The sequence below is a fragment of the Virgibacillus oceani genome, assembly GCF_014638995.1.
Taxonomy (GTDB): Bacteria; Bacillota; Bacilli; order Bacillales; family Amphibacillaceae; genus Virgibacillus_E; species Virgibacillus_E oceani.
The window spans coordinates 161,352-185,520 of sequence record NZ_BMFR01000006.1 but is presented as its reverse complement, the minus strand read 5'-3'; the positions used below and the strand labels follow the sequence as shown (position 1 = coordinate 185,520).

Below are 24,169 nucleotides of genomic sequence, written 5' to 3'. Positions count from 1 at the left end.
AAATCTTGCCCTACAAGCTGCTTGATAACTTAATAAATTAATGTGTCTAATTTTTCGGGGTCACTTCAGTATACACTTCGCTTTCCGTGGGCGGCTGATGAGCCTCCTCACGCTGGGTGTTCGTCGTGTTGCAAGCATTTTCGGTGATGCTGCACTCCTCACAACTCGTAGCTTATTCGGTGGATGTTTTGCTCGTCGCTCCGGGGTCTCACCGATGCCTCATCTCCCACAGGAGTCTCCGTGTATACGGGCTGCTAGTAGGAATGAATATGCTTTTTTTATTTCCTCATCCCCATAAAGTATGAAGTTATAAAATATCACATTAGTGTATTTCCAGAACGGTAGTCTACCGCATTACGTCGCAGTTTACGGATATTCTGATATTAAAAAGCAACAGACTTCTAAGAAAAGCTATTAAAAAAGCAGTGCCCCAATCCAGCCAAATAGAAATAATGGAATATTATAGTGCAAAAACGTTGGTACACATGTATCCCAAATGTGGTGGTGCCTTCCATCTGCATTCAAGCCAGAAGTCGGTCCGAGCGTACTATCTGAAGCAGGGGAGCCTGCATCACCTAATGCACCAGCAGTCCCAATCAAGGTTGCAGTCGCAATTGGCGAAAATCCCGCTGCTAAACAAATTGGTACGTATAGTGCTGCAATAATTGGAATCGTTCCAAATGACGAGCCAATTCCCATTGTAATAACTAAACCGACAAGCAACAAAATAAATGCAATAAGAGCTTTATTACCTCCTAAAAACCCTGATGAAACTTCAACCAGCGCATCTACCGCACCTGTTTCAGTTAATATATTTCCATATCCCGCGGCAACCAGCATTACAAATGCAATTGTTCCCATCATTGTTATACCATCTGTTACGATTTTATCGCCTTGATTAAATGGCACAGCAACAAATAAGAACATTAGTACAATACCGGTTAATGCACCAATAATCAGGTTATCCGTAATTAATTGCACAGCTAAAGCTGCAACAATAGCGATTAGTGTTAGCAGATGTTTGCGATTGAATTTCACTTCCTTTTGTTCTTGTTCTTCCTTAATTGTTGATCCTTCTATTGCTGCAGGTGCAACATGATCTTTTCGATACGTAATAAAAATGGCAACCAGGAGTCCAGCAATCATGCCTAATCCGGGAAGCAGCATGGACAATGTTACCTGGTCGAGCGAAATACTTACACCGCTATTCTCCATGTTTTCTTGTATAATACCTTGGAAAATAAGCCCAAACCCTGCAGGTATCATTATATAGGGAGCTGTCAAACCAAATGTTAATGCTGAAGCAACTCCACGTCGATCAAGCTTCATTTCATCAAACAATTTAAGCAACGGTGGAATTAATATAGGAATAAATGCAATATGCACCGGTATCAAGTTTTGTGATAATGAAGCAACACCCGCAATCACTAATAGCATCATTGTTTTCTTTCCAGTTAGTTTTTTAATTAGGAAATTTACTAAAATCGAAGTAATTCCCGTGTAGCTTATTGCAACTGCAAATGCCCCCAATAAGATATAGCTTAACGCAGTATTCGCACCTCCTCCTACTCCGCCTACAAGCATTTCTATTGATTCACTTATTGATAAACCAGCCATCACGCCAGCGGTAATTGACGCCGCAATGATGGCGATTATAACATTCACACGTAATAAACTAAGAATTGTCATAACTAAAACAGATACAACTACAACCCATTCCATTCCAGTTTCCCCTCTCTAACATCTCTCTTTATAACTTTAACACTTTACCATGATAAAGTAATGAAGTGAAAAAATCAACCCTCTTTTCCCTTCTATTTGCTGGAAAATTTGTTAATAATAAAAGCCCTGCACATATACAGGACTTTTTAGCTTCTATTTAAGATTGTACGAGAATGAAATATGATCCTGAATCGGAATCCAGGCACCAATACCTTGCTTTGTGACATTTTTTATTTCGATAGACTTCTTGTTTCCCTTCAGTTTAATGTATACTTCGCCAAACGTTACCTGTCCTTTTTCGTTAAGGGCTGGTGCATAAGCTTTCAGCGAGCCAAATTTTTTCATTGGAACGGCATAGGAGTTATCCTTTTTTGTATTTTTACCGATGACTGTATTATAGGAAAGCGGAAGATCTGTTTTATCCTTTGCTTTTAACAGCATCATTTTCTTAATATCATCCGGATTTGTTATTTTATTAGTTAGTGCTCCTTTAACTTCCCTTTGTTCCTTTTGAATATAATTCATTTCCAGATTGCTGTTCCCGCCAATATTATTTAGTTCATTTGTATTTATAAGCTGATATTCCCAATTAACCGTTGTTTCCAATGATTTATAATTTATTGGCCAGCGACCCAAATACACCATGCCCCGATAACCAATAGCTAAAAAAGATGGGTCTATCGATGTTTCATTTAACATTTTGATTAAATCAGGATTTTCGATTGGAATATCTACCCCGTCAATTAATTCTTGTGTAGACTCACTGGATTCAACCACCTCCTGATCCTCGGTTGAATTTGGAAATGTATTTTCTTTTGAAATTGTTAAGACATGATTTGGGATGGAGAAATCATCCTTAGATTCTTCCTTTTTCTCATCTCCAAGAATATTTATCGGGGATATTAAAGCTAAGACAGTAACAATTAATGCAATAAGGTAGCATCTTTTTCGATTCATGTGTCCCATTCCTTTCAATTTTATCTTAGTTTTTTCGGACACATAAATATTATACCTAATTAATTTATCTGCTTAACTCCATATATTCAAGACTTTCTTCTATTTTAATACTGTCTTCAACCGACCGTATCATGGAGCAATTCTTTCTTGATAAAGCTAAATTTTTGTAAAGTCTGTCAGGATTCAAATGATACCCTTTGATTGTATAATGCAAAGAAATTCGTTCAATTCGGCTAGCTTCTTCCGGGTTTCTTTCAACTTCTGCTGAAATGATAAGATCTTCTATTTCCGTTCGTTGTTTTTCAAGGATTTTTCGAAAAACAGATCCACTGCACCCTGCGATTGACGCTGCCATTAGTTGATACGGGCGGAATCCATATTCTTCATTCCCAGAAATAGATAAAGTTCCGTAGTCCAAATCGATCCGCATACCATTTTCCTTAAGATAAAATTCCATTTACCATCACTCCTTTAGTTACTATTTAACCTTTTCTACTCTTATCATAACCTTATTTTAACCTTTACATTAATTCAAGAAGATTGACCTTTTTAGCGAAAACGATTAGATTGAATTTTGTGGAGTTTTTTAAGGAGGGATTCAATGGCATCGGTGAGAACCAGATTTTGGATATTAATTTCGCTTGTAACCATTTCCGGATTTTCTCAAGGAATGCTTCTTCCTTTACTTGCAATTATATTAGAGAATAACGGTATATCATCATCAATTAATGGGTTACATGCTACTGGACTTTACATAGGTGTTCTGATCGCTTCACCATTTATGGAAAAACCAATGCAGAAATTTGGATTTAAACCTATTATTGTTATAGGTGGGTTACTCGTGTTCATTTCTATGGCGTTGTTTCCATTTTGGGAAGCTTTATGGTTTTGGTTCATCCTAAGGGTCACAATCGGAATAGGTGATCATATGCTGCACTTTGGAACACAAACATGGATTACAACAACATCAGAAAAAGCATCCCGAGGGAGAAATATTGCATTATACGGTTTGTTTTTCGGAGTTGGTTTTACGCTTGGCCCTTTAATGACCCGGCTTTTATCTATTAATGAATCATTGCCGTTTTTACTATCTGCCTTGTTCAGTATGATTGTCTGGTCAGGGATGTTCTTTGTTAGAAATAAATGGCCGGAAGATGAAGTTAATACGCAAAGCTCAACAACTTCATTAGGAAGGTTTATTCAAACTGGGAAAATTGCTTGGGTAGCGTTACTGCCCCCGTTTGGGTATGGTTTTTTGGAAGCAACACTGCATGGAATTTTTCCAATTTACGGGTTACGGATTGGTCATGATGTCGATACTTTAGCATTAATTATTCCTTGCTTTGCCTTTGGGAGTATCTTATCACAGCTCCCGCTTGGAATTTTAAGTGACCGAATAGGACGCAGGAAAATTCTTTTATATGTTCTAACAGCCGGGGTCATTTGTTTTACAGTTGCAGCCTTCTTTGAAACATCCGTTATCGCACTATTTATCTTTTTTACGTTATCAGGGGTATTCGTTGGTTCGCTATTTTCACTGGGGATATCTTACATGACCGATTTACTGCCCGGCCACTTATTACCAGCTGGGAATTTAATGACAGGAATCTTCTTTAGTTTAGGCAGTATTACTGGGCCATACCTTGGCGGATTATTTATACAGTACTTTCCAGAAGTTTCATTTTTTTACGTTATTGTTGGAATGCTGCTGCTTGTTTTGGCTGCTATATTTATTAAGAAGGACAGTGGGGTTAGTCAAGAGATGGTATAAAGTTATATATGGACTAGACTTTAAGTATTTGTAACCTGTATCAGCCCCAATATGGATTTTGAAAGTGATTGTGACAAAGAATAAATGAACCTCATGAAATCAAATTGATTTCATGAGGTTTTGATTTTGTGATTACTAAATCAATTAGTTCCCAACTCTTAAAAGTCGATATGGGAGAGAAAGCGATACCGATCCATCAAAACAGTATATTTTATAAAAATCTGCTATAACGGCTTTCCAATCGATCCTGCATAAATGAGATAATCATACAAACTGGCCAATATATAAATGCTACTAAAATATACATCGTCATAGCATCGAATTCCCTGCCTGCAACAATTTGTGTTTTTTGAAAAAGCTCTGGAACAGTGATTACTGCAGCAAGTGATGTAGCTTTTACAATATCCATAAATACGTTTGTTAATGGTGGTATAGCTATTCTAGTAGCTTGCGGCAGAATAATTTTTCGCAGTGTTTTCCAGTAACTTAAGTTAAGCGCCTTTGCCGATTCCCATTGACCGGCATCAATACTGTTTAATGATGCACGGTTAATTTCAGCGATATATGCCGCACTGTTTAATCCAAAACCCAAAAATGCAGCTGTAAACGCGGAAAATTCTATACCAACAACAGGTAAACCAAAATACAGGATAAAAAGAAATACTAGAATAGGCGTTCCGCGCATAAACGAAATATAGATACGTGCTGGCCAACGAAAAACTATTCTTTTAGACCCTCTTGCCAAGGCAATAAATAACCCTAAAATTAGTCCAAGCAGCATTCCAGAAAAAGATACTGCTAATGTCATAGGAAGCCCGCCTTTTATTATATAAGGCAGGCTTTCTAGAGCTAATTCCACATCAAATAATCCACCGAAATCAAAACCATTGAAATCCATCATTATTCTTTAAAGCTCTAATCCTTCAATTTTTTGGATGTCACCTTCTGGTTTTTTAGAAGCATCTTCTTTATAAAACTTTTCCGCAAGCTTAGTTAATGTTCCATCTTCACGCATTTCCTTCAAAGCCTGATTTACTTTTTCAGTTAGTTTAGCGGCGCCTTTTGGTAAGACCGCTGCTTGTTCAGTAGGATGGAATTTTAACTCTGGATGAAGCATTATATCAAATTCCGGAAATGCTGCGACACCGAACTTCGATAGATAATAGTCGTTTACAATAACATCTGTCCTGCCGTTATGCACATCACGTAAATATGCTTCATTAGGTGCATTCCCATATGTAACAACTTCTGCACCAAAATGTTCGGCAATTTGGCTATAAATTGTTGTCGCTCCTCCTCCAGCTTTTTTCCCTTTTAAATCTTCCAGTTTGTGAATGCCTGAATAATCATCTTTTCTCACAACCATTGTGGAATAAGAATATTTGTAAGGTGTACTGAAATTAAATTCCTCTTTCCTTTTATCTGTTGCTTCAATATCGTTTGCCGCTATATCTATTCTCCCGCTTTTGATTGCCGGGAGCATACCATCTATCCCCATAATTTCAAACGAAATGTCTAAATCAAGACGTTTTGCGACTTCTCGCATTACTTCTACATCATACCCAGTTAGCTGTTCTTCACTTTCATCATCACCATCATAATAAGAGGCAGCTATTAATGTCCCAGATGTACCTACAACTAGTTCCCCAGCTTCCTGAATCTCTGCCCATTTTCCATCCTCTTTTTCGTTATTACTATCACTTGCTTCTTCATTCTCCTTACCCCCGCAAGCTCCTAATACCAAAAGTAATGAAAAAACGAAAAAAGCCAAACCTTTCCACTTCATATCGGTCACCCCTCTTTAGTTGTTATACTCCAAAATTCTACTTGATTGTAACAGGTTAAATCAGTTAATTCAATAAATTTGCAAACTGTTATTAATTGATAACATCACTGTTATACCTACGGGACACGGGGTCTGACCCCGTGTCCCGATCTGTCAAATTTATTCTTGACTTTGTTTAGCATAGTGGTAATATAATAACAAATACTAAATTATAATTATTATAATTTAACTAATTGCAATAACTAGTTATAAATGATTATTATTCTCAATTAAACAGGAGGTATTGAAAATGTCTACAAGCTCTAAAGCAATTTTATCACCTAAAACAGTTCAAAATAATAACCCCTCTTTATTAGCGGGGTGGTGTCAACATATCTCGGAGCATATCGAATTAATCGCTGCCCTTTTTAGCGGATTTCTGATTCTTGTTGCATGGTCATTGGAGGATTATATGTCACACCCGCTTTGGATAATTCTTCACTTAACTGCATTTGCCATTGGGGGCTATGCCAAAGCAAAAGAAGGTATTGAAGAAACAATTGCCAACAAGGAATTAAATGTAGAAATGCTTATGGTTTTTGCTGCAATTGGTTCAGCTATTATTGGATATTGGACGGAAGGGGCAATACTAATCTTCATTTTTGCTTTGTCAGGGGCACTGGAGACATATACATTAAATAAAAGTCATAGGGAAATCTCATCGCTAATGAACCTTCAGCCAGAAACTGCATTGAAAATTACGGATGGCCAAGAACAAATTATCCCTGTATCGAATCTAGTAATGAATGACATAATTTTAATCAAAGCCAGTGAACGGATACCTGCCGATGGAATTATTGTTAAAGGCAATTCCTCTATAAACGAAAGTGCGATTACCGGGGAGTCCATTCCTGTTAACAAACAAACCAACCATGAGGTATTCGCTGGTACTGTTGCACTTGATGGAACAATTATCGTTAAGGTCACAAAGCAAGCAAATGAAACCCTTTTTCAAAAAATAATAGCCTTAGTTCAATCGGCACAGGATGAAAAATCACCTTCCCAGTTATTCATCGAAAAATTTGAAGGAACATATGTGAAGGTTGTTTTGACTGCTGTTGTTATTATGATGTTTTTACCTTACTTATTATTTGGCTGGTCCCTATCTGAAAGTATTTATCGCGCTATGATATTGCTTGTTGTTGCTTCACCCTGTGCACTTGTCGCATCGATCATGCCTGCTACTCTTTCAGCAATATCCAACAGTGCAAAAAACGGAATTCTTTTTAAGGGTGGTGTTCACGTTGAGAATTTAAGTTATATTAAAGCAATTGCTTTAGATAAAACTGGTACACTTACCAATGGAAAACCTATCGTTACGGATGCTTTTTTTAAATCAGAACATAGAAAAACAGCAGTATTATCTACCATCAAAGCCATCGAGAGTGAATCCACACACCCACTGGCACGGGCAATCACAGCTTTTTGTAATGATTATCTGGATAACACATGCAAAACAGATATACAAAAGATGACTACGATTAGCGGAAATGGTGTAACAGCCTATGTAGATGAAGAAAGATGGGAAATTGGGAATGCAGCCTTGGTCGGAGAAACGGATGCAATACATTTTCACGATGGTATTGCTGCAAAATTAGCGGAGCAAGGTAAAACGATTGTCTTTGCTAAAAACGACTCGGGTATTACAGCGCTTTTTGCTTTAAAGGATACCATTAGAAAAGAGGCAAAAGATGCAATCAAGGATTTGAAGAAGAGCGGGATTCATCCAGTCATGCTAACGGGCGATAATCAAATAACCGCAAGTACAATTGCAAAAGAGGCGGGAATTGATCACTTCATTGCCGAATGCCTGCCGGAAGAGAAAGTTAATCATGTTAAAAGATTGAGACAACACTATCAAAATGTAGCAATGGTCGGTGATGGTATTAATGATGCACCAGCATTGGCGAGTGCAAATGTAGGAATAGCAATGGGAGAAGGAACGGATGTCGCATTAGAAACTGCAGATGTCGTTCTAATGAAAAACGATTTACCAAAAATTATGAACGCAATTCGCCTATCCAATCGTATGAATACAATCGTCAAACAAAACGTGACCTTTTCGTTATGTATCATATTCGCACTTATCGCATCGAACTTTTTCCAAGTACTGGACCTTCCATTAGGTGTTATTGGCCATGAAGGCAGTACCATTTTGGTTATTTTAAATGGATTAAGATTATTGAAATAATAAATTATCCCATAAGAATCCCTGGCCTTATGGGATATCTTCATTTTCCAGCCTCATTTTTCTAATAACCGCATTCATAACTCCACCGGCAATGATAATGATTCCCGAAATATAAAACCAGATCATTAAAATAATGACTGTTCCTAAACTCCCATACATTGCCGAGTAGTTACCGATCGTATTTACATAAAAAGAAAATGCGAGTGAAACCAATTGCCAGAGAACCGTTGCAAATAACGCACCCCATATAGCATTTTTAAAATAAATTCGTTTGTTAGGTGCCAATTTATAAAGAGCCGTCAAAACAATAAAAAACACGACAGATGAAATGACCCAGCGAAAAGTTCCCCACAGATTGATAAAGTTATCGGACAATCCGAAAAAGGAGAAAAAATACTCTCCAATCATTTTTCCAAAGATCGGAAGCAAGAACGCCATACTAATTACAAGAACCATTGCAATCGTTAATACAATCGCAATCAATCTGGCTATGACAAAAGAACGATCTTCATCAACATCATAAGCTCTGTTAAATGCCCGCATGATTGCTTTGATCCCATTGGAGGCTGACCATAATGTCCCAATAATACTAATAGATAACAATCCGCCGTTTTGATTATTTAAAAGCTGTGGAATGTTATTATTGATTAATTTCGTAATATCAGACGGAGCATACGTTTCAATAAAATCCATAAATCCCTCAAACGCCAATTGGTCAACTGGTAAATAACCGATCAATGTAACTAAGAACAGTAAGAAGGGAAATAGCGAAAGCAGGAAAAAGTAAGCTAGTTGTGCTGCCAATCCAAAGACATCATCTTCTTCAAAGCGCTTATATAATTCTTTAAAAAAACTGGCCACATTTTCCACCGTCAGCTTCCCCCCTTTATTTAACCATTACATGGATGATTCCAGTTTCTTCGGCTCGTTCTTTTTTGAAATTTTGTTCAAGGTTTCCTCAACTTGCTCCAGTGCGTTTATTGCATTGCTGGCACCGCTGTTAAAGCTTTCATTGAATTGATTGCAAGCCCTTTGAGCATTTCGCACTGCCTCAGACGGATGCTTCAAATAATAACCAGCCTGATGCTTTCCACTGCGCATTTTATATTTTGTATAGGTTCTTGTTTCCCTGTCACATAGTGCTGTTAACCCACCGATTACAGCCCCGCCTAATATTCCAATGCATAATTTATATTTTCCCATTTTATATCTCTCCTTTTTTATAAGTTTTCTTGTTGTCTAATAGACTTCAGCAATTCTTTGCATCCTTCTGATACAAGTTCATATGTGTACTCAAAATCACCAGTAAAGTAAGGATCAGGAACATTAACCTCTTGCGGATTTGCAACAAAATCCATAAGTTTAGCAATAATAGGTCCCTCATTAAACTCGTTCACATTTTTCAGGTCCTTTATATTTTGATCATCCATCGCAATAATATAATCAAAATCATCCCAATCATTTTTATGTACTTGTCTGGCCAGCATTCCTTCGTAGGAAATTTGCTTGTTATCCAATATTTCCCTAGTGCCCTCATGTGGTTGATCACCCGCATGCCAATGACCGATACCCGCGGAGTCTACAGCTATTTTTCCAGTAAGGTCCTGTTTCGTTACTAAATCACGGAAAATCGCTTCAGCCATTGGTGATCGGCAAATGTTTCCTAAACAAATAAATAAAATACGTACCATATGTATTTCACCTGCCATCTACCAGTTTATTTCATTATAACAAAACTGGAAAAATCGCTCATTTGTTTATCCAATTCTTTCCCTTCCCGATAAGCCCTTAAACTTTCTTGAAAAAAAGCTTGACTTTTAAATCAATATTCGAAATATTTATTATAGGTACAATACTAAAAATACAAGGAGGGGGAAGAAAATGAACGACATTATCAGCAGTATTAGCGACTTTGTTTGGGGTCCGCCAACGTTAATTTTAATTGTAGGGACAGGTTTATATTTAACCTTTCGTTTAGGGTTTCTGCAAATCCGTTCGTTGCCTTATGCATTAAGACTTGCATTCAGCCCAAAACGGCAGGATAAAAAATCAAAAGGTGACATAAGCCATTACCAAGCATTAACAACCGCCATGGCTGCCACTATTGGAACAGGTAATATAGTTGGGGTGGCAACTGCCGTCGTATTAGGTGGACCTGGTGCCGTGTTATGGATGTGGCTTTCCGCGTTGTTAGGAATGGCAACAAAATATGCGGAAGCAATTTTGGCTGTTAAATACCGTGTTGAAAACAGCAAGGGAGAAATGTCCGGTGGTCCCATGTACTACTTAGAACGAGGGCTCAAGGCGAAATGGCTGGGTGTCATCTTTGCTATTTTTGGTGCAGTTGCAGCCTTTGGTATTGGTAACATGGTACAATCCAATTCAGTATCAGATGCGTTAGAACGCTCATTTAGTATTCCGACATGGGTTACAGGTGTTATTCTAACTGTTTTAACTGGTCTTGTTATCCTAGGCGGAATTAAGAGTATCGGAAAAGTTACAGCATTCTTTGTTCCGATTATGGCATTATTCTATGTAATCGGCGGACTTATTATTATGGTTATGAATTTGGATATTTTACCACAGGCAATAGGGTTAATCTTCAGTGATGCCTTTACTGGCAGTGCGATTGGCGGGGGAATATTAGGTACTGTTATCCGTTACGGTGTAGCGCGAGGGGTATTCTCCAATGAAGCGGGACTGGGTTCTGCTCCAATTGCCGCAGCCGCTGCTAAAACAGATTATCCTGGACGTCAGGCACTTGTATCCATGACACAGGTTTTCATCGATACAATTATCGTATGTTCCATAACGGGGATTACAATTGTAATGGCTGATATGTACACGAGCGGGCTAGAAGGCGGCGACCTGACAGCAGCGTCATTTGCTTTATTCCTTGGTGATACAGGAGGGTATATCGTTACAATTGGAATTGTGTTATTTGCATTTTCAACACTTGTTGGCTGGTCATACTATGGTGAAAAATGTTTTGCCTATTTGTTCAACGATAAAGCGGTGCCATATTACCGTGTTGCATTTGTTTTAATTGTTATGTATGGTGCTATTGAGAAGCTTGGTATCGTATGGGGTATAGCAGATATTATGAATGCACTAATGGCCGTACCGAACTTAATCGGTATATTAGGTCTCTCAGGTGTGGTTGTATACGAAACGAAGAAATTCCTAAAAGTGGCCAAAGAAGAAAAAGAACAAGAAAAGGCAGCATCACGAGCATCATAATTTATCAGAAAGAGAGAGATCGGCTATTCCATATGTGGATGCCGATCTCTTTTTTCTATTGCTCTAACAAATATCCTGCCAAATATAGTGCATCACACGCTTCATCCAGCTGCTTCTCTGTGTCTGCCTCAATCGTATGTAAGTGTACCCCTTCCGTAAGTTCGGAAAGTAATGATGCCTGTGTTTTCTTCAATTCATTTAAAAAGGCATCAACATCACGTCGATTTTTCACCATTAATGAACCAGTAATATCTCCATAAATCGGGTGCTCAACCATTACATTTTGAACCGTAACCCCGTGATCAACAAGTGTATATAATTCATCAGCTGTTTCCTCTGCCAGATGACATACTGCAATAATTCTAGTAAACTTTGAGCTGTTATTGTTTTCTTTAAAATAAACATACCCTCTCGAAGTAGCAATGATCGGTTCACCTTTTGCTTTCAATAAAGAAACATCCTGCACAATAACTTGACGGCTAACATTCGTTCGCTCTGCCAGAATTTTGCCTGACAGCGGATCACTGCCTTCCATTAACCAGGACAATATTAACTGTCTTCTTTCTTCACCAAATACCTTATTTTCATCATCTTTCATTTAGCACACCCCCAGTTTTTCCATCTTCCGTCAGGTGGTTCTATACTCTGCTTTTTAGTATACCAAACAGATTTCCACACGGCATCCATACGGCACTTAATAATTAAAAAAATGTTGCTTTTTCTCTCACTATATGTAAATATATGTGTAAAGACATATGTAATTAACCGGTTCATAATATGTTCAATAATTCACATTAAGGAGAAGAAATCGAATGAAAGCAAAAGTCTTATGGGGCGTACTAATCTTTTTTTTAATTTTGTTAGCTTACATTCTTCCCTATACCATTTTATCAGGTATTCAGACCTGGTACGGCAGTTTCCTGTTATGGGGAATTATCGGAATACTCATAATCATAGCCAATTTCATGGTAACAAAGGACTGGGGGAAGTAAATTGAATACGAATATGGTAATTTGGGGAATCGCAATATATATTATTCTGGCATTATTTGTAGCATTTTTGTCAAGACGTGGTGATAGAACCGATATGTCAGGTTATTTTCTCGGCGGACGGAAAATGAACGGCATCCTCTCCGCATTAAGCTATAGCGCTACAACGTACAGTGCATTTATGATGGTTGGCCTTGCTGGATTGACATACCAAGGTGGAGTTGGTGCCCTTGGCTTTGAAATTGTCTACTTTACAGGGGTATCCCTTGTAGCATTATTTGGACCGCGATTTTGGCTGGCTGGGAAAAAGTTTGGGTATGTGACACCTTCAGAAATGGTTGGTGATCGCTATGAAAGTAAAGCCGCAGCTTCGGCAATCGTGATTGTCAGCTGTTTGTTTCTAATCCCATATAGTGCTGTTCAGCTTGCAGGTGTCGGGTATCTCCTGCAGGGAATCACAAACAATGCTATTCCATTTACAACAGGTGTAATTATTGCAACTGTCATGGCAATTCTATTTTCCTACACGGCAGGCATCCGCTCTGTTGTATGGACAGATTCACTGCAGGCTGTTTTTATGATCATTACATCAACGATTGTTGTATTGCTGGTTATCCATGGATTAGGCGGATTCGGTCAATTCTTTGATAAATTACAAGCTAATCATTCGGACTCACTGTCGGTACCAGGCAACGGATATTTTGATTTCTTAACATTTCTTGGAATGACATTGCCGTGGTTTTTCTTTAGTTTGTCCAACCCACAGGTGAGCCAGCGCATGTTTATGCCATCATCATTAAAAGGATTAAGGCAAATGCTGCTCGGCTTCCTCATTTTCGGATTCATATATACGTTTGTATCCGTCTTATGGGGATTTTCGGCACTGCAAATGTTTCCAGACCTAACTACGGCAGACTTGGCAACTCCGAAATTGTTATCGTCTGACTTAATCCCGCCAGTTCTCGGGGTTATTGTAATGATCGGGATTATGGCAGCAGCTATCTCAACAATTGATTCGATCATGCTAACATTATCATCTATGTTTGCTCGTGATGTATACGGTAATTTAAAAAGCCGGCCAGACGATGCCAAGCAATTAAAAGTAGGAAAAGTTGTCATTCCGATTATTGCGATATTGGCATTCGCGTTTGCAGAATTAGAACTCAATTTAATTGCCGTCTTGTCTGTGGCTGCATCTGCAGGATTAATTGTTGCCGTCCCAGCATTTTTCGGTACATTTTTTTGGAAACGTGGAACCGCACCCGGCGTTATTTCAAGTGTTTCTCTTGGTGCCATTCTCGTATTTGCTCTGGAATTTACCGGTACGAAGCCGCTTGGACTGGCGGCTGGTATTTGGGGACTTATTGTTTCAGCCGTACTTTTTGTTGGTGTAAGCGTAATGACAACTGCTCCCAATCAAAAGGCTACTATATTCATTAATATTTTAAAATCAGAAAGGAAAATAAAAGAAGACTGACTTAAAAAATCAGTCTTCTTTTTATATCAACGGTGCAATACATGTTTCATCATTATTTTTGGCAGCATTTACATAGCTTGCAACGTCATATGCTGATAACTCCTCTGCTTCAACATTTTGAAGGAAATTATGCATGTCACGCGGCTTTTTCTCCTCAGGAAATATCCAGGCATCTTCCTTATCCTTTGGCAAAATTATTGGCATCCTATGGTGGATATCCTGCATAAAATCGTTTGCCGCCTTTGTCAGAATGGTACACGTAAACAATACTTTATCGTTCTGCTGCCACTTATCCCATAATCCTGCAAAAGCAAACAATTTCCGGTCAGTAAGGTGTATTCGTTTCGGCTGCTTTTTCTTATCCGTTTTCCTCCACTCATAGAAGCTATCTGCCACAATCAAACATCGTTTCCTGGCCACCAGCTTTTTAAAACTGGCTTTTTCATGTGCTGTTTCACTTCTGGCATTAATCATTTTATAGCCTATTTTCTCATCTTCCGCCCATGAAGGTACAAGTCCCCATCGCAAATATCCAGCACGTTTTTCTTTGCCATCATGGATAACAGCCAAAACATTTTGTCCAGGTGCAATATTATAGCTTATTTGGTAGGAATCAATTGATTGCTGAATCCCAAAGGCTTGCGCTATTTCTTCCTCACTTGCTAGTAATGTATACCTTCCACACATGATATCATCCCCTAGAAAATACTTAAATCCCACTGCTTAGCAATATGCCTTAATAGCCTTATTCCTGCAATACTATTTCCTTTGTCATCTAATGCCGGGCCATAAACACCAATCCCGCATCCATTGATAAATGGCAATTCCTCCTCACGAACCCTTGGAGGTGCAATAGCAATTATGCCGCCAGAGACTCCGCTTTTAGCTGGAATACCAACATATGTAGCAAATTTTCCAGATGCATCATACATACCGCACGTCAGCATCAATGCTTTCGCGATCCTTGTTACTTGCCGTGGTATGATTTCTTCTTTTGAGTCAGGATCTTCACCATCATTTGCTATAATCATACCAATCCTGGCTAGGTCGTCAACTGTTACTTCAATTGAACATTGCTTAAAATAGGTTTCCAATGTGATGTTTAAATCGGATTCCAAAAAGCCAATCTCTAATAAATAGTAACCAATCGCCCTATTTCTCATGGATGAATCCCGTTCAGACTCATATACATCAACATTAAGTGCTGGTCTGTAGCCGAGTATATGCTCCAGCAAATGAAAAATTGGTTCCAATTTCTCATCAGAGGTTCTCCCCTCCAACATCGAAGTGACTGTAATGGCGCCAGCATTAACTAGTGGATTAAACGGTTTTTCAGGCTTTTTCATTTCTAAATGCATAATAGAATTAAATGCTTCTCCGGTTGGTTCGACATCAACACGGTCAAGCATATATCCTACACCACGCTCCATACAGGCAACAATAAAACTGATCACTTTCGAAATACTTTGTATGGTAAATGGAATGCCAACATCACCTGAACGAATTGCCATACCATTTTTCCCAAGAATTGAAATTCCTAAATGGTCCTTATTAGCCTCTTTTAAGATAGGAATATAGGAAGCAACCTCTCCATCACTGGTATGTTTTCGATAAAAGGCCACCCAATCATCAACATAATTTTGCAGCCATTCCTGCGTTTGTTCTGTATTCCAATTTGCTGCACCTTGAACCATTTTGATCACCTCACAACTTCCATATTTTTTTAAATTTAATTTCAGAATCTTCCCTCTTATCAACTTTCCTATGCTACCATAAGAATAGACCTACATCATTTGATTTCTTTTATGTAAAATTCCAGTAAAGGAGAATTATTATGCAGGACTATTTGTATTACAAAAATGCTTTAAAAGAAGTAAGCAAGCCTTGTGCTTTTCTAGATATGGACATTCTAAATCAAAACATAAATGATATCGCTGAATATAGCAACTATAAGAATATTCGCATCGCAAGCAAGTCCATTCGCAGTGTTGCAGTTCTTAAAAAAATTTTAGGCTCTTCACCTATTTTCCAGGGAATTATGTGCTACACAGCCGATGAAGCACTCTATTTATTGGATAATGATTTTGATGATCTGCTGATCGCGTATCCCGTATGGAACAGTTTCCACCTAACGGAAATTTGTAAACGAGTAAAGAATGATCACATTATTACGTTAATGATTGATTCGGTCGAACACATTGATCGCCTTGAAAAGATTGCAAAACAAGAGAAAGGAATGTTCTTAGTATGTATCGATATTGACCTATCTAGTGATTTTTTTGGTCTTCATTTTGGGGTTCACCGTTCCCCTATTAAAAGCACTGAACGTTTCATGGCAATTGTAAACCGGGTAATTGACTCCAGCTATCTTCATCTGGATGGCGTAATGGGGTATGAAGCACAAATCGCCGGTGTCACAGATAATGATCCTAACCAGCATGTGAAAAGCAGGATTGTTCAATTGTTGAAACGACTATCATCAAATACACTTATCCAGAGAAGACAGAATATCATACAGGCATTAAAAACAAAAGGAGTTTCCTTGCGTTTTATAAATGGCGGAGGTACGGGAAGCCTGCACCAAACAACTCACGAGGAGCACATTACAGAGGTTACAGTAGGGTCGGGATTCTACTCCCCGCGATTATTCGATTACTACCAAGCTTTCCACCGTGCCCCCGCTGCAGGATTCGCCCTTGAAATCACACGCATTCCAGTACCCAACATTTATACATGTTACGGGGGCGGCTATATTGCTTCCGGCGCTGCTGGGGAAGACAAACTGCCACAAGTATATTTGCCAAAAGGGGCAGCCCTTATAAACAACGAAGGAGCTGGAGAAGTACAAACACCTATCCATTATAAAGGGAATATCCAGCTCCAGCACGGTGATCCAATCATAATGCGGCACAGTAAATCTGGTGAATTGTGTGAGCATTTTAACTGCCTTCATCTGATTCAAGATGGAAAAATTATCGGAAAGTATTCTACATATAGGGGGGACAATCAATGTTTTCTATAAAAAATAACAAGTGGAAAAATTGGTCTGAAACGGTTATGAGCATTTCCGAAACATTTTACCAGCCTAAAACACTTCAAGAAGTAATATCCATCGTCAAAAAATGCGGGGAAAACAGGAAAACGTTGCGGGTTGTTGGCGCTGGTCACTCGTTTACCCCATTAGCGGCAACAAGTGAATGTCTCATATCGCTTAACCATCTTTCAGGAATTGCTTCCATTGATCATGAACACGGGCTGGTCGATGTTTGGGCAGGTACAACACTAAAAGAACTTGGCGAATTACTGCATGAACAGGGCTATGCTATGGAGAATCTTGGTGATATTAATGTCCAAACGCTTGCGGGTGCTATTAGTACAGGGACACATGGAACGGGAATTCAATTTGGAAGTATCTCTACACAGGTCACAGGGTTAACGATTGTCACATCTTTTGGAGAAGTTCTGGAAGTGTCTGAACAGTATAATGGTGATTACTTTCAAGCCTTGCGTGTCTCTTTAGGAATGCTTGGAATAATTGTGAAAATAAAGCTTCGGGTCATACCTTCTCACCAATTATTAAGTGAAAGCTCACGCATGTCATTGGATGTGTGCTTAAATCAACTTAATGAATTTAACCAGAAAAATCGTCATTTTGAATTTTTCTGGTTTCCACATACAAAAACCGTTCAAGTAAAACGGATGAATGGTATACACGATGAACGGCTTTCGGGGAAGAAGTCAAATACGTTCAATGAAGTCGTCGTTGAAAATGGTGTGTTTTGGATTTTATCGGAAATGTGCCGCCTGCAGCCAAAACTAAGTAAACTAATCAGCACCATCTCTGCTAAAGGAATACCCACTGCTAAACAATTTGGAGATAGTTATTCATTGTATGCCACACCACGACTGGTGAAATTTCGCGAGATGGAATATAGTGTGCCTGCCGAATCTATGGGGGTCGTGCTGAAAGACATTCAGTTTGCTTTAGAGAAGGATAACTTCCAAGTACACTTTCCAATCGAATGCCGCTATGTCAAACAAGATAATATATGGCTAAGCCCCGCTTACAATCGCGACGCAGCTTATATTGCTGTCCATATGTATAAAGGGATGGATTTCCAGAAATATTTTGATGCCATTGAAGATATATTTCATTATCATAATGGCCGCCCGCATTGGGGAAAAATGCACACAATGCAGGCGGAAGAATTAGAAAAAGTTTATCCCAAATTTAATGATTTTTTACAAGTACGCGCTGAACTAGATCCAAATGGAATGTTTTTAAATGATTACGTAAGAAGATTGTTTGGTATATGAAAAAAGAGACTAACCGAAGCTAGTCCCTTTAAAAGTCATGATTTATTTTCCAATGAATTGTTGTGTCCAGTAGTTTCCACTCTCAACATATCCTACACCAATATGAGTGAACTCAGGGTTTAGGATATTTGCACGGTGGCCTTCACTGTTCATCCATGCATTTACTACCTCTTCTGGTGAACGTTGACCTTTTGCAATGTTTTCACCAGCAGTACGGTAATCAATGCCAAATTGTTTCATCATATCAAATGGAGAACCGTAAGTTGGACTATTGTGAGCAAAATATCCATTTGCTTGCATGTCACGAGATTTTTCGCGTGCTACTTTACTTAATTCTTCATCAATTTGAAGTGGCTCTAAACCTTGTTTCTCTCTTTCTTGGTTTGTTAATTCAACAACTTGCTGTTCAAATTGATTTAATTGCTGCGATTGTTCTTGTGCTTGATTTTGTTGTTGCTGCTGTTCATTGGATTGCTGTTGTGCTGGTGCCTGTGTTTTTTCAGGCTGTGCCTGCTGTTCTTGATTTGATTGATCTTGTTTTTGTTGATTTTGTTTTTGTTGTTCTTGTTGTCCTTGATCCTGCTGCTGTCCGTTATTTTTTTCTGGCTGTTTTACTTCTGTTTGCTGCTTTTGACCTGCATTGTTCCAATTACAGTTAATTTGATAGTTTTTAAGATATTTATTTAGTAGATTATTTACATTTTCCTTTGAAAGATTTTGAAAATCTCCACCGTTTACAGAGTAAAGAACTTTATATAATTTATCCTGTGGTTGATCAGCTTTTTCTGCTGCATCCACAGTGGATAATGATCCTCCGAATAATAATGCTGTTGATAATGCAGTAACTACACTTATTTTTTTGAACATCTTGTTTGCACTCTCCTTTGGTTTTTTGTCGCTTGCAGAATCATCATAGCACGGGTTTTAATGTAATAAAGATGGCAGGATTTTCCGAACTAGTTAAATAGACTCGGAATGAAGTAGTTTATAAGCCAAATTCCTTATATTATAAAGAAAACCCAGTTTGCCTGATATAAACTGTAAAGGAAAATGTTCAATTTGATGGAAAAATTTACAGTAAACTTCCTATTGACACACTATTCATAGCCTCTGTTATATTACAAAATAAGCTTTATTGTAATGGTATTGTTACTTGCTTTTTGCTAGATTTATTGGTTTATTTTAATGAGGATAAAAAAATATCCTTATATATCAACATTTCCCGGGTCATTCTAATTCAATTGTACCAATATATGTAAAGTAGTTACCCACCCCCAAAAATTGTGTTATGGTATAGAAATGCTATATATAGAAGAAAACTGTCATCACTGGAGGAACTTATATGTTATCTAATGCAGAAATCGGTATCGACTTAGGTACTGCTAATATTCTTGTATACTCAAAAACTAAAGGAATTGTTTTAAACGAGCCATCCGTAGTGGCTATCGATATTAATTCAAAAAACGTTGTCGCAGTTGGAGCAGAAGCGAAAGAAATGGTAGGAAAAACCCCGCAAAACATTGTTCCAATTCGCCCCTTAAAGGACGGCGTTATCGCGGACTATGATGTTACCGCACAAATGTTAAAGGAATTTTTGAAAAAAGTAAGCAAAAAAATGGGACTATCCATGCGTAAGCCAACAGTTGTTGTATGTACCCCTTCAGGAAGTACAACAGTTGAGCGCCGTGCCATTCACAATGCTGTATCAAGCTATGGTGCTAAGCATGTCCACCTAATTGAGGAACCTGTTGCAGCCGCAATTGGTGCCGATCTGCCAGTTGATGAACCGATTGCTAATGTAATTGTCGATATTGGCGGTGGGACTTCCGAAGTAGGAATTATTTCGTTTGGCGGGGTTGTTTCCTGTAATTCTGTCCGCATCGGTGGCGACAAACTTGATGAAGAAATAATTCAGCATATTCGAAAACAGTATAATATATTAATAGGCGAACGTACCGCTGAAAATATTAAAATTGAAATCGGCTATGCCCACCCAGATCATAAGGAAGAAACAATGGAAGTGCGCGGACGAGATATGGTTACTGGTTTACCTAAAACAATCAACGTATCCTCTTCGGAAATTTACAATGCATTAAAAGAATCGCTGCAGCAAATTTTAGAAGCTATCCGGGCAACACTTGAGAACTGTCCACCAGAATTAAGTGGGGATATTGTTGATCGTGGTATTGTTTTAACTGGCGGAGGAGCTTTATTAAATGGTATGAAGGATTGGCTTGCCCAAGAAATAATTGTTCCCGTTCATATCGCACCAAATCCGCTTGAATCTGTCGCAATTGGCACAGGCCGGGCATTGAAGATGATTTCAAAACTGCAAAAAGCTGCTAAGTAGAGCTTGATTAAGCCGTGCATCCGGGAAGATGCACGGCTTTTTTGTTTGATTTTTGCTTTTGGGTTGATGTTTTTGCTTTTGGGTTGATGTTTTTGCTTTTGGGTTGATGTTTTTGCTTTTGGGTTGATGTTTTTGCTTTTGGGTTGATGTTTTTGCTTTTGGGTTGATGTTTTTGCTTTTGGGTTGATGTCAATCGGTCGTATACTCCCGATCGACATCCCTCTCCAAATATATCCTCCTTCCAACAATTTCTTTTACTATTTTAGTTGAAAATAGAGGGTTTCGCCGTCAAAATATTGAATTAATAGTGTAAGCATAGCGAGGTGATAGTGTGTATACTGTTATTTATCTATACAGGGTTAAGAAAATACATGTGCAACAGTTCATTGATATTAATGAAAAAGCCGGAGAAATCTATATGGCTCATGGTGCATTAGAAGATCATACGTATTGTGCCGATGATTTGAATGGAATGCATGGCTGTACTGGCCTGCTTGATGTGATAAATGTAGATGATGACGAGGAACTTTTTTTCGGTCAAACCGTATTTCGCAATAAATCACATTATGAAGAAGTAATGAACAATGTTAACCATGATGAGAAAATCAAGCACCTATTTCAGGTTATGACAAACTATGTTGATCTATCAAAAGTGATTTCCGCCACATTTACTACTTAAAATTGAATAAATCATTTACAAATTTTTCTGAATAAACTAGAATAGAAATAGAGAATCATGTTAGAAACGTCTCCGCGTTCCATGCACATGATCCGAATTAAAATCATTTTTAAATTACACTGCCTAATCTGTTTACAGTCCTATTCCAGTTCTGTTCCAGCAGATAAAGCGCCAGTTCATATTGAATCACAGCGCGACTGTGGTCATTTTGAACTGGCTTTTTTAATTTAAATAAAAGAAAGGAGCGATGGTATGCCTTTAACACTTGGAAATATTAAAGTTCTTGATTTGTCCCGAGTATTAGCCGGGCCATTTTGTACAATGATACTCGGGGATCTTGGTGCAGAAGTGATTAAAGTGGAAGCACCTGGCGGGAGTGATGAAACCCGCAAATGGGGTCCCCCCTTCCGAAATGGTGTGAGCGCCTATTATTTATGTGCCAACCGCAACAAAAAAAGTATTACTGTTGACCTAAAGTCAGAAGAAGGCATTCAGATAATTAAGGAGCTGGTAAATGAAAGCGATGTCATTATTCATAATTTTAAATCCGGTACAATGGAACGGTTTGGCTTAGATTACGAAACACTAGCCAAAATCAACCCTGAACTTGTCTACTGTTCCATTACTGGCTTTGGTGAAACAGGACCTTATAAGAACATGCCCGGCTATGATTTTATTATTCAGGCAATGAGTGGATTGATGAGTATTACTGGTGATAAAGATTCAGGTCCTCAAAAGCTTGGCGTTGCGATAACTGATATTTTAACAGGACTATATGCATGTATTGGAATTCAAGGGGCATTACTCGAACGAACACAATCAGGAAAAGGACAGAAATTAGATTTATCCCTTTATGATTCTGCCGTTAGTGCTTTAGTAAATATCGGCAGCAATTATCTGTTATCAGGGAAAATTCCTGCACCACTGGGAAATCATCATGCAAATATCGTTCCCTACCAAACATTTCAAACGATGGATGGTGAAATGGTAATCGCTGTAGGAAACGATAATCAGTTTAAATCGTTATGCAATGTGTTGAAGAAACCTGAAATTGCTAAGGATGAGCGCTTTTTATCGAACCCAAGCCGTGTGGAACATCGGGATGAATTAGTTCCAATGCTGCAGGAAGCATTGTTAACAAAGCCCGCTTCGTATTGGCAGTCGGCCTGTCAGCAAAATAATATACCGTGCGGGCCAATCCAAAATATTGAGGAAGTTGCAAACGACCCGCAATTACATGCACGAAACATGTTTATTGATTATGAACATCCAACAGCAGGACCAATAAAAATGATTGGCAGTCCACTAAAATTTTCACGGACACCTGTTGATATTCACCACCATCCACCAGATGCTGGTGAACATACAAAGGAAGTTTTAGCAAGGTTAGGATTTACAAATACAACGAATTAAATAAGGAGATGACGATTATGAACTTTGAATATTCAGAGGAACAAATAATGCTGCGAAATACGGTAAGGAGCTTTGTCGACAAGGAAATTATGCCTTATATTGCGGAATGGGATCGTGAAGGTATATTTGACACATCTATTATGAAAAAATTAGCGGATCTTGGATTGATGGGGGTTTGTATCCCTGAAGAGTATGGTGGAAGCGGGATGGATTATAATGCATTAGCAATTGTTTGTGAAGAACTAGAGCGTGGCGACACAGCTTTCAGAACCGCCGTTTCCGTTCATACTGGTTTAAATAGTATGTCCCTGTTGCAATGGGGTAACGAAGAACAGAAGCAAAAATATTTAGCACCGCAAGCAAAAGGGGAAAAAGTCGGTGCATTTGGCTTAACAGAGCCTGCTGCTGGATCTGATGTCGCATCACTGCAGACAACAGCTGTTAAAGAAGGTGACCATTACATTTTAAATGGGCAAAAAACATGGATCTCTTTATGCGATACAGCTGACCACTTTTTAGTTTTTGCTTATACCGACAGATCGAAAAAGCATCACGGTATTTCTGCTTTCATCGTAGAAAGAACATGGGAAGGTTTTTCTTCTAAAGCAACAAAAGGTAAATTAGGAATTCGTGCTGGTAATACAGGAGAGCTATTTTTCGATAATGTAAAAGTTCCAGAAGAAAATCTGCTGGGAGAAGAGGGTGAAGGATTTAAAATAGCTATGGCGTCGTTAGATAACGGACGTTTCACGGTAGCAGCCGGTGCATGCGGTCAAATAATGGCCTGCTTAGAAGCGAGTGTGAAATATTGCCATGAACGCGAGACATTTGGAAAGGAAATTGGTCGTCACCAGCTCGTTCAGCAAATGATTGCAAAAATGGAGGCGGGATTACAAATGAGCCGCCTGCTCGTTTATCGTGCAGGGGAACTGAAAAATCAAGGTAAGCGTAATACGCGTGAGACATCGCTTGCAAAATGGCAGGCATGTGACTTTGCCAACCAGGCTGCCGATGATGCCGTTCAGGTTCATGGTGCATATGGCTATTCTGATGAATATCCTGTTGAGCGTTATTTACGTAATTCAAAGGCACCTGTTATCTATGAAGGAACACGTGAAATCCATACCATTATGCAGGCTGAATATGTTTTAGGCTATCGTGTTGATAAACCGCTTAATAAAATGCTCCCTGCCTGGAACAAAGAATTAGTTTCTAAATAATTGGTTTAGTAATTCTTA

The 24,169-nt window shown here is 38.5% G+C and carries 25 protein-coding genes; 12 read left to right on the top strand and 13 right to left on the bottom strand.

Annotation, left to right across the window (positions count from 1 at the left end):
• Nucleotides 1–414: 414 nt before the first annotated feature.
• The 3 genes from IEV74_RS09810 to IEV74_RS09800 all read right to left on the bottom strand — a co-directional run bounded on the left by IEV74_RS09810 (nt 415) and on the right by IEV74_RS09800 (nt 3,136).
• Nucleotides 415–1,722 (bottom strand): Na+/H+ antiporter family protein, encoded by a 1,308-nt coding sequence (locus IEV74_RS09810; RefSeq protein ID WP_188455200.1) that lies wholly within the window; start codon nt 1,720–1,722, stop codon nt 415–417.
• A gap of 153 nt (nt 1,723–1,875) precedes the next feature.
• Entirely contained in the window at nt 1,876–2,679 is an 804-nt protein-coding gene (locus tag IEV74_RS09805) for a YfkD famly protein (RefSeq protein WP_188455199.1), read from the bottom strand.
• A 64-nt stretch (nt 2,680–2,743) separates the two neighbouring features.
• Complete coding sequence (locus IEV74_RS09800; RefSeq protein ID WP_188455198.1) at nt 2,744–3,136, bottom strand: OsmC family protein; 393 nt, start codon at nt 3,134–3,136, stop codon at nt 2,744–2,746.
• A 144-nt stretch (nt 3,137–3,280) separates the two neighbouring features.
• Between IEV74_RS09800 and IEV74_RS09795 the strand changes: the two genes are divergently transcribed.
• Nucleotides 3,281–4,450: an MFS transporter gene (locus IEV74_RS09795; protein WP_188455197.1), complete on the top strand. Its 1,170-nt coding sequence runs from the start codon at nt 3,281–3,283 to the stop codon at nt 4,448–4,450.
• A gap of 211 nt (nt 4,451–4,661) precedes the next feature.
• Here the strand turns inward: IEV74_RS09795 and IEV74_RS09790 are convergent, their stop codons facing one another.
• Together IEV74_RS09790 and IEV74_RS09785 are read right to left on the bottom strand one after the other, a co-directional pair.
• Nucleotides 4,662–5,348, bottom strand: a complete 687-nt coding sequence (locus IEV74_RS09790) for an amino acid ABC transporter permease (protein ID WP_188455196.1) — start codon at nt 5,346–5,348, stop codon at nt 4,662–4,664.
• Nucleotides 5,349–5,357: 9 nt separating this feature from the next.
• The gene (locus tag IEV74_RS09785) at nt 5,358–6,236 is read right to left on the bottom strand and encodes a transporter substrate-binding domain-containing protein (protein ID WP_188455195.1); all 879 of its coding nucleotides are present in this window, start codon (nt 6,234–6,236) and stop codon (nt 5,358–5,360) included.
• 289 nt (nt 6,237–6,525) lie between these two features.
• Between IEV74_RS09785 and IEV74_RS09780 the strand changes: the two genes are divergently transcribed.
• The gene (locus IEV74_RS09780) at nt 6,526–8,466 is read left to right on the top strand and encodes a heavy metal translocating P-type ATPase (protein ID WP_188455194.1); all 1,941 of its coding nucleotides are present in this window, start codon (nt 6,526–6,528) and stop codon (nt 8,464–8,466) included.
• A gap of 27 nt (nt 8,467–8,493) precedes the next feature.
• Here the strand turns inward: IEV74_RS09780 and IEV74_RS09775 are convergent, their stop codons facing one another.
• From IEV74_RS09775 to IEV74_RS09765, 3 genes are read right to left on the bottom strand one after another with little or no spacing between them, the layout of a single operon-like run.
• A complete protein-coding gene (locus IEV74_RS09775) occupies nt 8,494–9,336 on the bottom strand; it encodes a YihY/virulence factor BrkB family protein (protein ID WP_188455193.1) in 843 nt (280 codons plus the stop codon).
• A 27-nt stretch (nt 9,337–9,363) separates the two neighbouring features.
• The gene (locus IEV74_RS09770) at nt 9,364–9,669 is read right to left on the bottom strand and encodes a YtxH domain-containing protein (protein ID WP_188455192.1); all 306 of its coding nucleotides are present in this window, start codon (nt 9,667–9,669) and stop codon (nt 9,364–9,366) included.
• A gap of 17 nt (nt 9,670–9,686) precedes the next feature.
• Nucleotides 9,687–10,157 carry a low molecular weight protein-tyrosine-phosphatase gene (locus tag IEV74_RS09765; RefSeq protein ID WP_188455191.1) on the bottom strand — a complete coding sequence of 157 codons (471 nt, stop codon included), beginning with the start codon at nt 10,155–10,157 and terminating at the stop codon, nt 9,687–9,689.
• Between the two features lie 190 nt (nt 10,158–10,347).
• On the opposite strand from IEV74_RS09765, the gene IEV74_RS09760 reads away from it, so the two are divergent.
• Complete coding sequence (locus IEV74_RS09760; RefSeq protein WP_188455190.1) at nt 10,348–11,706, top strand: alanine/glycine:cation symporter family protein; 1,359 nt, start codon at nt 10,348–10,350, stop codon at nt 11,704–11,706.
• 55 nt (nt 11,707–11,761) lie between these two features.
• Here IEV74_RS09760 and IEV74_RS09755 read toward each other — a convergent pair whose 3' ends face one another.
• Entirely contained in the window at nt 11,762–12,304 is a 543-nt protein-coding gene (locus IEV74_RS09755; protein WP_188455189.1) for a transcription repressor NadR, read from the bottom strand.
• A 214-nt stretch (nt 12,305–12,518) separates the two neighbouring features.
• Here IEV74_RS09755 and IEV74_RS09750 point away from each other — a divergent pair, with 214 nt between their 5' ends.
• Both IEV74_RS09750 and IEV74_RS09745 read left to right on the top strand, forming a co-directional pair.
• The gene (locus tag IEV74_RS09750) at nt 12,519–12,698 is read left to right on the top strand and encodes a hypothetical protein (protein ID WP_188455188.1); all 180 of its coding nucleotides are present in this window, start codon (nt 12,519–12,521) and stop codon (nt 12,696–12,698) included.
• Between the two features lies 1 nt (nt 12,699).
• Nucleotides 12,700–14,172, top strand: a complete 1,473-nt coding sequence (locus IEV74_RS09745; RefSeq protein WP_188455187.1) for a sodium:solute symporter family protein — start codon at nt 12,700–12,702, stop codon at nt 14,170–14,172.
• Between the two features lie 21 nt (nt 14,173–14,193).
• Here the strand turns inward: IEV74_RS09745 and IEV74_RS09740 are convergent, their stop codons facing one another.
• Both IEV74_RS09740 and IEV74_RS09735 read right to left on the bottom strand, forming a co-directional pair.
• Nucleotides 14,194–14,859, bottom strand: coding sequence for an SOS response-associated peptidase (locus IEV74_RS09740; protein ID WP_188455186.1), 666 nt, complete (start codon nt 14,857–14,859; stop codon nt 14,194–14,196).
• 11 nt (nt 14,860–14,870) lie between these two features.
• Nucleotides 14,871–15,866 carry a glutaminase gene (locus tag IEV74_RS09735; protein WP_188455185.1) on the bottom strand — a complete coding sequence of 332 codons (996 nt, stop codon included), beginning with the start codon at nt 15,864–15,866 and terminating at the stop codon, nt 14,871–14,873.
• Between the two features lie 140 nt (nt 15,867–16,006).
• On the opposite strand from IEV74_RS09735, the gene IEV74_RS09730 reads away from it, so the two are divergent.
• Complete coding sequence (locus IEV74_RS09730; RefSeq protein ID WP_188455184.1) at nt 16,007–17,194, top strand: amino acid deaminase/aldolase; 1,188 nt, start codon at nt 16,007–16,009, stop codon at nt 17,192–17,194.
• Entirely contained in the window at nt 17,182–18,489 is a 1,308-nt protein-coding gene (locus IEV74_RS09725) for a D-arabinono-1,4-lactone oxidase (RefSeq protein WP_188455183.1), read from the top strand. Before IEV74_RS09730 ends, IEV74_RS09725 begins: the two co-directional genes overlap by 13 nt.
• Before the next feature lie 42 nt (nt 18,490–18,531).
• On the opposite strand, the gene IEV74_RS09720 is transcribed toward IEV74_RS09725, so the two are convergent.
• Entirely contained in the window at nt 18,532–19,356 is an 825-nt protein-coding gene (locus tag IEV74_RS09720) for a CAP domain-containing protein (RefSeq protein ID WP_188455182.1), read from the bottom strand.
• A 475-nt stretch (nt 19,357–19,831) separates the two neighbouring features.
• On the opposite strand from IEV74_RS09720, the gene mreBH reads away from it, so the two are divergent.
• Nucleotides 19,832–20,839, top strand: a complete 1,008-nt coding sequence (mreBH, locus tag IEV74_RS09715; protein ID WP_188455181.1) for a rod-share determining protein MreBH — start codon at nt 19,832–19,834, stop codon at nt 20,837–20,839.
• 7 nt (nt 20,840–20,846) lie between these two features.
• On the opposite strand, the gene IEV74_RS09710 is transcribed toward mreBH, so the two are convergent.
• Nucleotides 20,847–21,032 (bottom strand): hypothetical protein, encoded by a 186-nt coding sequence (locus IEV74_RS09710; RefSeq protein WP_188455180.1) that lies wholly within the window; start codon nt 21,030–21,032, stop codon nt 20,847–20,849.
• A gap of 138 nt (nt 21,033–21,170) precedes the next feature.
• Here IEV74_RS09710 and IEV74_RS09705 point away from each other — a divergent pair, with 138 nt between their 5' ends.
• From IEV74_RS09705 to IEV74_RS09695, 4 genes are read left to right on the top strand one after another with little or no spacing between them, the layout of a single operon-like run.
• On the top strand, nt 21,171–21,518 hold the full coding sequence (locus IEV74_RS09705; RefSeq protein WP_188455179.1) for a DUF1428 family protein: 348 nt from the start codon (nt 21,171–21,173) through the stop codon (nt 21,516–21,518).
• A gap of 57 nt (nt 21,519–21,575) precedes the next feature.
• Nucleotides 21,576–21,749: a hypothetical protein gene (locus IEV74_RS19660; RefSeq protein ID WP_229683116.1), complete on the top strand. Its 174-nt coding sequence runs from the start codon at nt 21,576–21,578 to the stop codon at nt 21,747–21,749.
• 21 nt (nt 21,750–21,770) lie between these two features.
• Nucleotides 21,771–22,931 carry a CaiB/BaiF CoA transferase family protein gene (locus tag IEV74_RS09700; protein ID WP_188455178.1) on the top strand — a complete coding sequence of 387 codons (1,161 nt, stop codon included), beginning with the start codon at nt 21,771–21,773 and terminating at the stop codon, nt 22,929–22,931.
• Between the two features lie 17 nt (nt 22,932–22,948).
• Nucleotides 22,949–24,151, top strand: a complete 1,203-nt coding sequence (locus tag IEV74_RS09695) for an acyl-CoA dehydrogenase family protein (RefSeq protein WP_188455177.1) — start codon at nt 22,949–22,951, stop codon at nt 24,149–24,151.
• The last annotated feature ends 18 nt before the right edge of the window (nt 24,152–24,169 follow it).

What these genes read in the sequence shown, in the direction of transcription:
- IEV74_RS09810 (WP_188455200.1), bottom strand. Translation starts at nt 1,722, where the DNA reads ATGGAATGGGTTGTAGTTGTATCTGTTTTAGTTATGACAATTCTTAGT.
- IEV74_RS09805 (WP_188455199.1), bottom strand. Translation starts at nt 2,679, where the DNA reads ATGAATCGAAAAAGATGCTACCTTATTGCATTAATTGTTACTGTCTTA.
- IEV74_RS09800 (WP_188455198.1), bottom strand. Translation starts at nt 3,136, where the DNA reads ATGGAATTTTATCTTAAGGAAAATGGTATGCGGATCGATTTGGACTAC.
- IEV74_RS09795 (WP_188455197.1), top strand. Translation starts at nt 3,281, where the DNA reads ATGGCATCGGTGAGAACCAGATTTTGGATATTAATTTCGCTTGTAACC.
- IEV74_RS09790 (WP_188455196.1), bottom strand. Translation starts at nt 5,348, where the DNA reads ATGGATTTCAATGGTTTTGATTTCGGTGGATTATTTGATGTGGAATTA.
- IEV74_RS09785 (WP_188455195.1), bottom strand. Translation starts at nt 6,236, where the DNA reads ATGAAGTGGAAAGGTTTGGCTTTTTTCGTTTTTTCATTACTTTTGGTA.
- IEV74_RS09780 (WP_188455194.1), top strand. Translation starts at nt 6,526, where the DNA reads ATGTCTACAAGCTCTAAAGCAATTTTATCACCTAAAACAGTTCAAAAT.
- IEV74_RS09770 (WP_188455192.1), bottom strand. Translation starts at nt 9,669, where the DNA reads ATGGGAAAATATAAATTATGCATTGGAATATTAGGCGGGGCTGTAATC.
- IEV74_RS09765 (WP_188455191.1), bottom strand. Translation starts at nt 10,157, where the DNA reads ATGGTACGTATTTTATTTATTTGTTTAGGAAACATTTGCCGATCACCA.
- IEV74_RS09760 (WP_188455190.1), top strand. Translation starts at nt 10,348, where the DNA reads ATGAACGACATTATCAGCAGTATTAGCGACTTTGTTTGGGGTCCGCCA.
- IEV74_RS09755 (WP_188455189.1), bottom strand. Translation starts at nt 12,304, where the DNA reads ATGAAAGATGATGAAAATAAGGTATTTGGTGAAGAAAGAAGACAGTTA.
- IEV74_RS09750 (WP_188455188.1), top strand. Translation starts at nt 12,519, where the DNA reads ATGAAAGCAAAAGTCTTATGGGGCGTACTAATCTTTTTTTTAATTTTG.
- IEV74_RS09740 (WP_188455186.1), bottom strand. Translation starts at nt 14,859, where the DNA reads ATGTGTGGAAGGTATACATTACTAGCAAGTGAGGAAGAAATAGCGCAA.
- IEV74_RS09735 (WP_188455185.1), bottom strand. Translation starts at nt 15,866, where the DNA reads ATGGTTCAAGGTGCAGCAAATTGGAATACAGAACAAACGCAGGAATGG.
- IEV74_RS09730 (WP_188455184.1), top strand. Translation starts at nt 16,007, where the DNA reads ATGCAGGACTATTTGTATTACAAAAATGCTTTAAAAGAAGTAAGCAAG.
- IEV74_RS09725 (WP_188455183.1), top strand. Translation starts at nt 17,182, where the DNA reads ATGTTTTCTATAAAAAATAACAAGTGGAAAAATTGGTCTGAAACGGTT.
- IEV74_RS09720 (WP_188455182.1), bottom strand. Translation starts at nt 19,356, where the DNA reads ATGTTCAAAAAAATAAGTGTAGTTACTGCATTATCAACAGCATTATTA.
- mreBH (WP_188455181.1), top strand. Translation starts at nt 19,832, where the DNA reads ATGTTATCTAATGCAGAAATCGGTATCGACTTAGGTACTGCTAATATT.
- IEV74_RS19660 (WP_229683116.1), top strand. Translation starts at nt 21,576, where the DNA reads ATGTTAGAAACGTCTCCGCGTTCCATGCACATGATCCGAATTAAAATC.
- IEV74_RS09700 (WP_188455178.1), top strand. Translation starts at nt 21,771, where the DNA reads ATGCCTTTAACACTTGGAAATATTAAAGTTCTTGATTTGTCCCGAGTA.
- IEV74_RS09695 (WP_188455177.1), top strand. Translation starts at nt 22,949, where the DNA reads ATGAACTTTGAATATTCAGAGGAACAAATAATGCTGCGAAATACGGTA.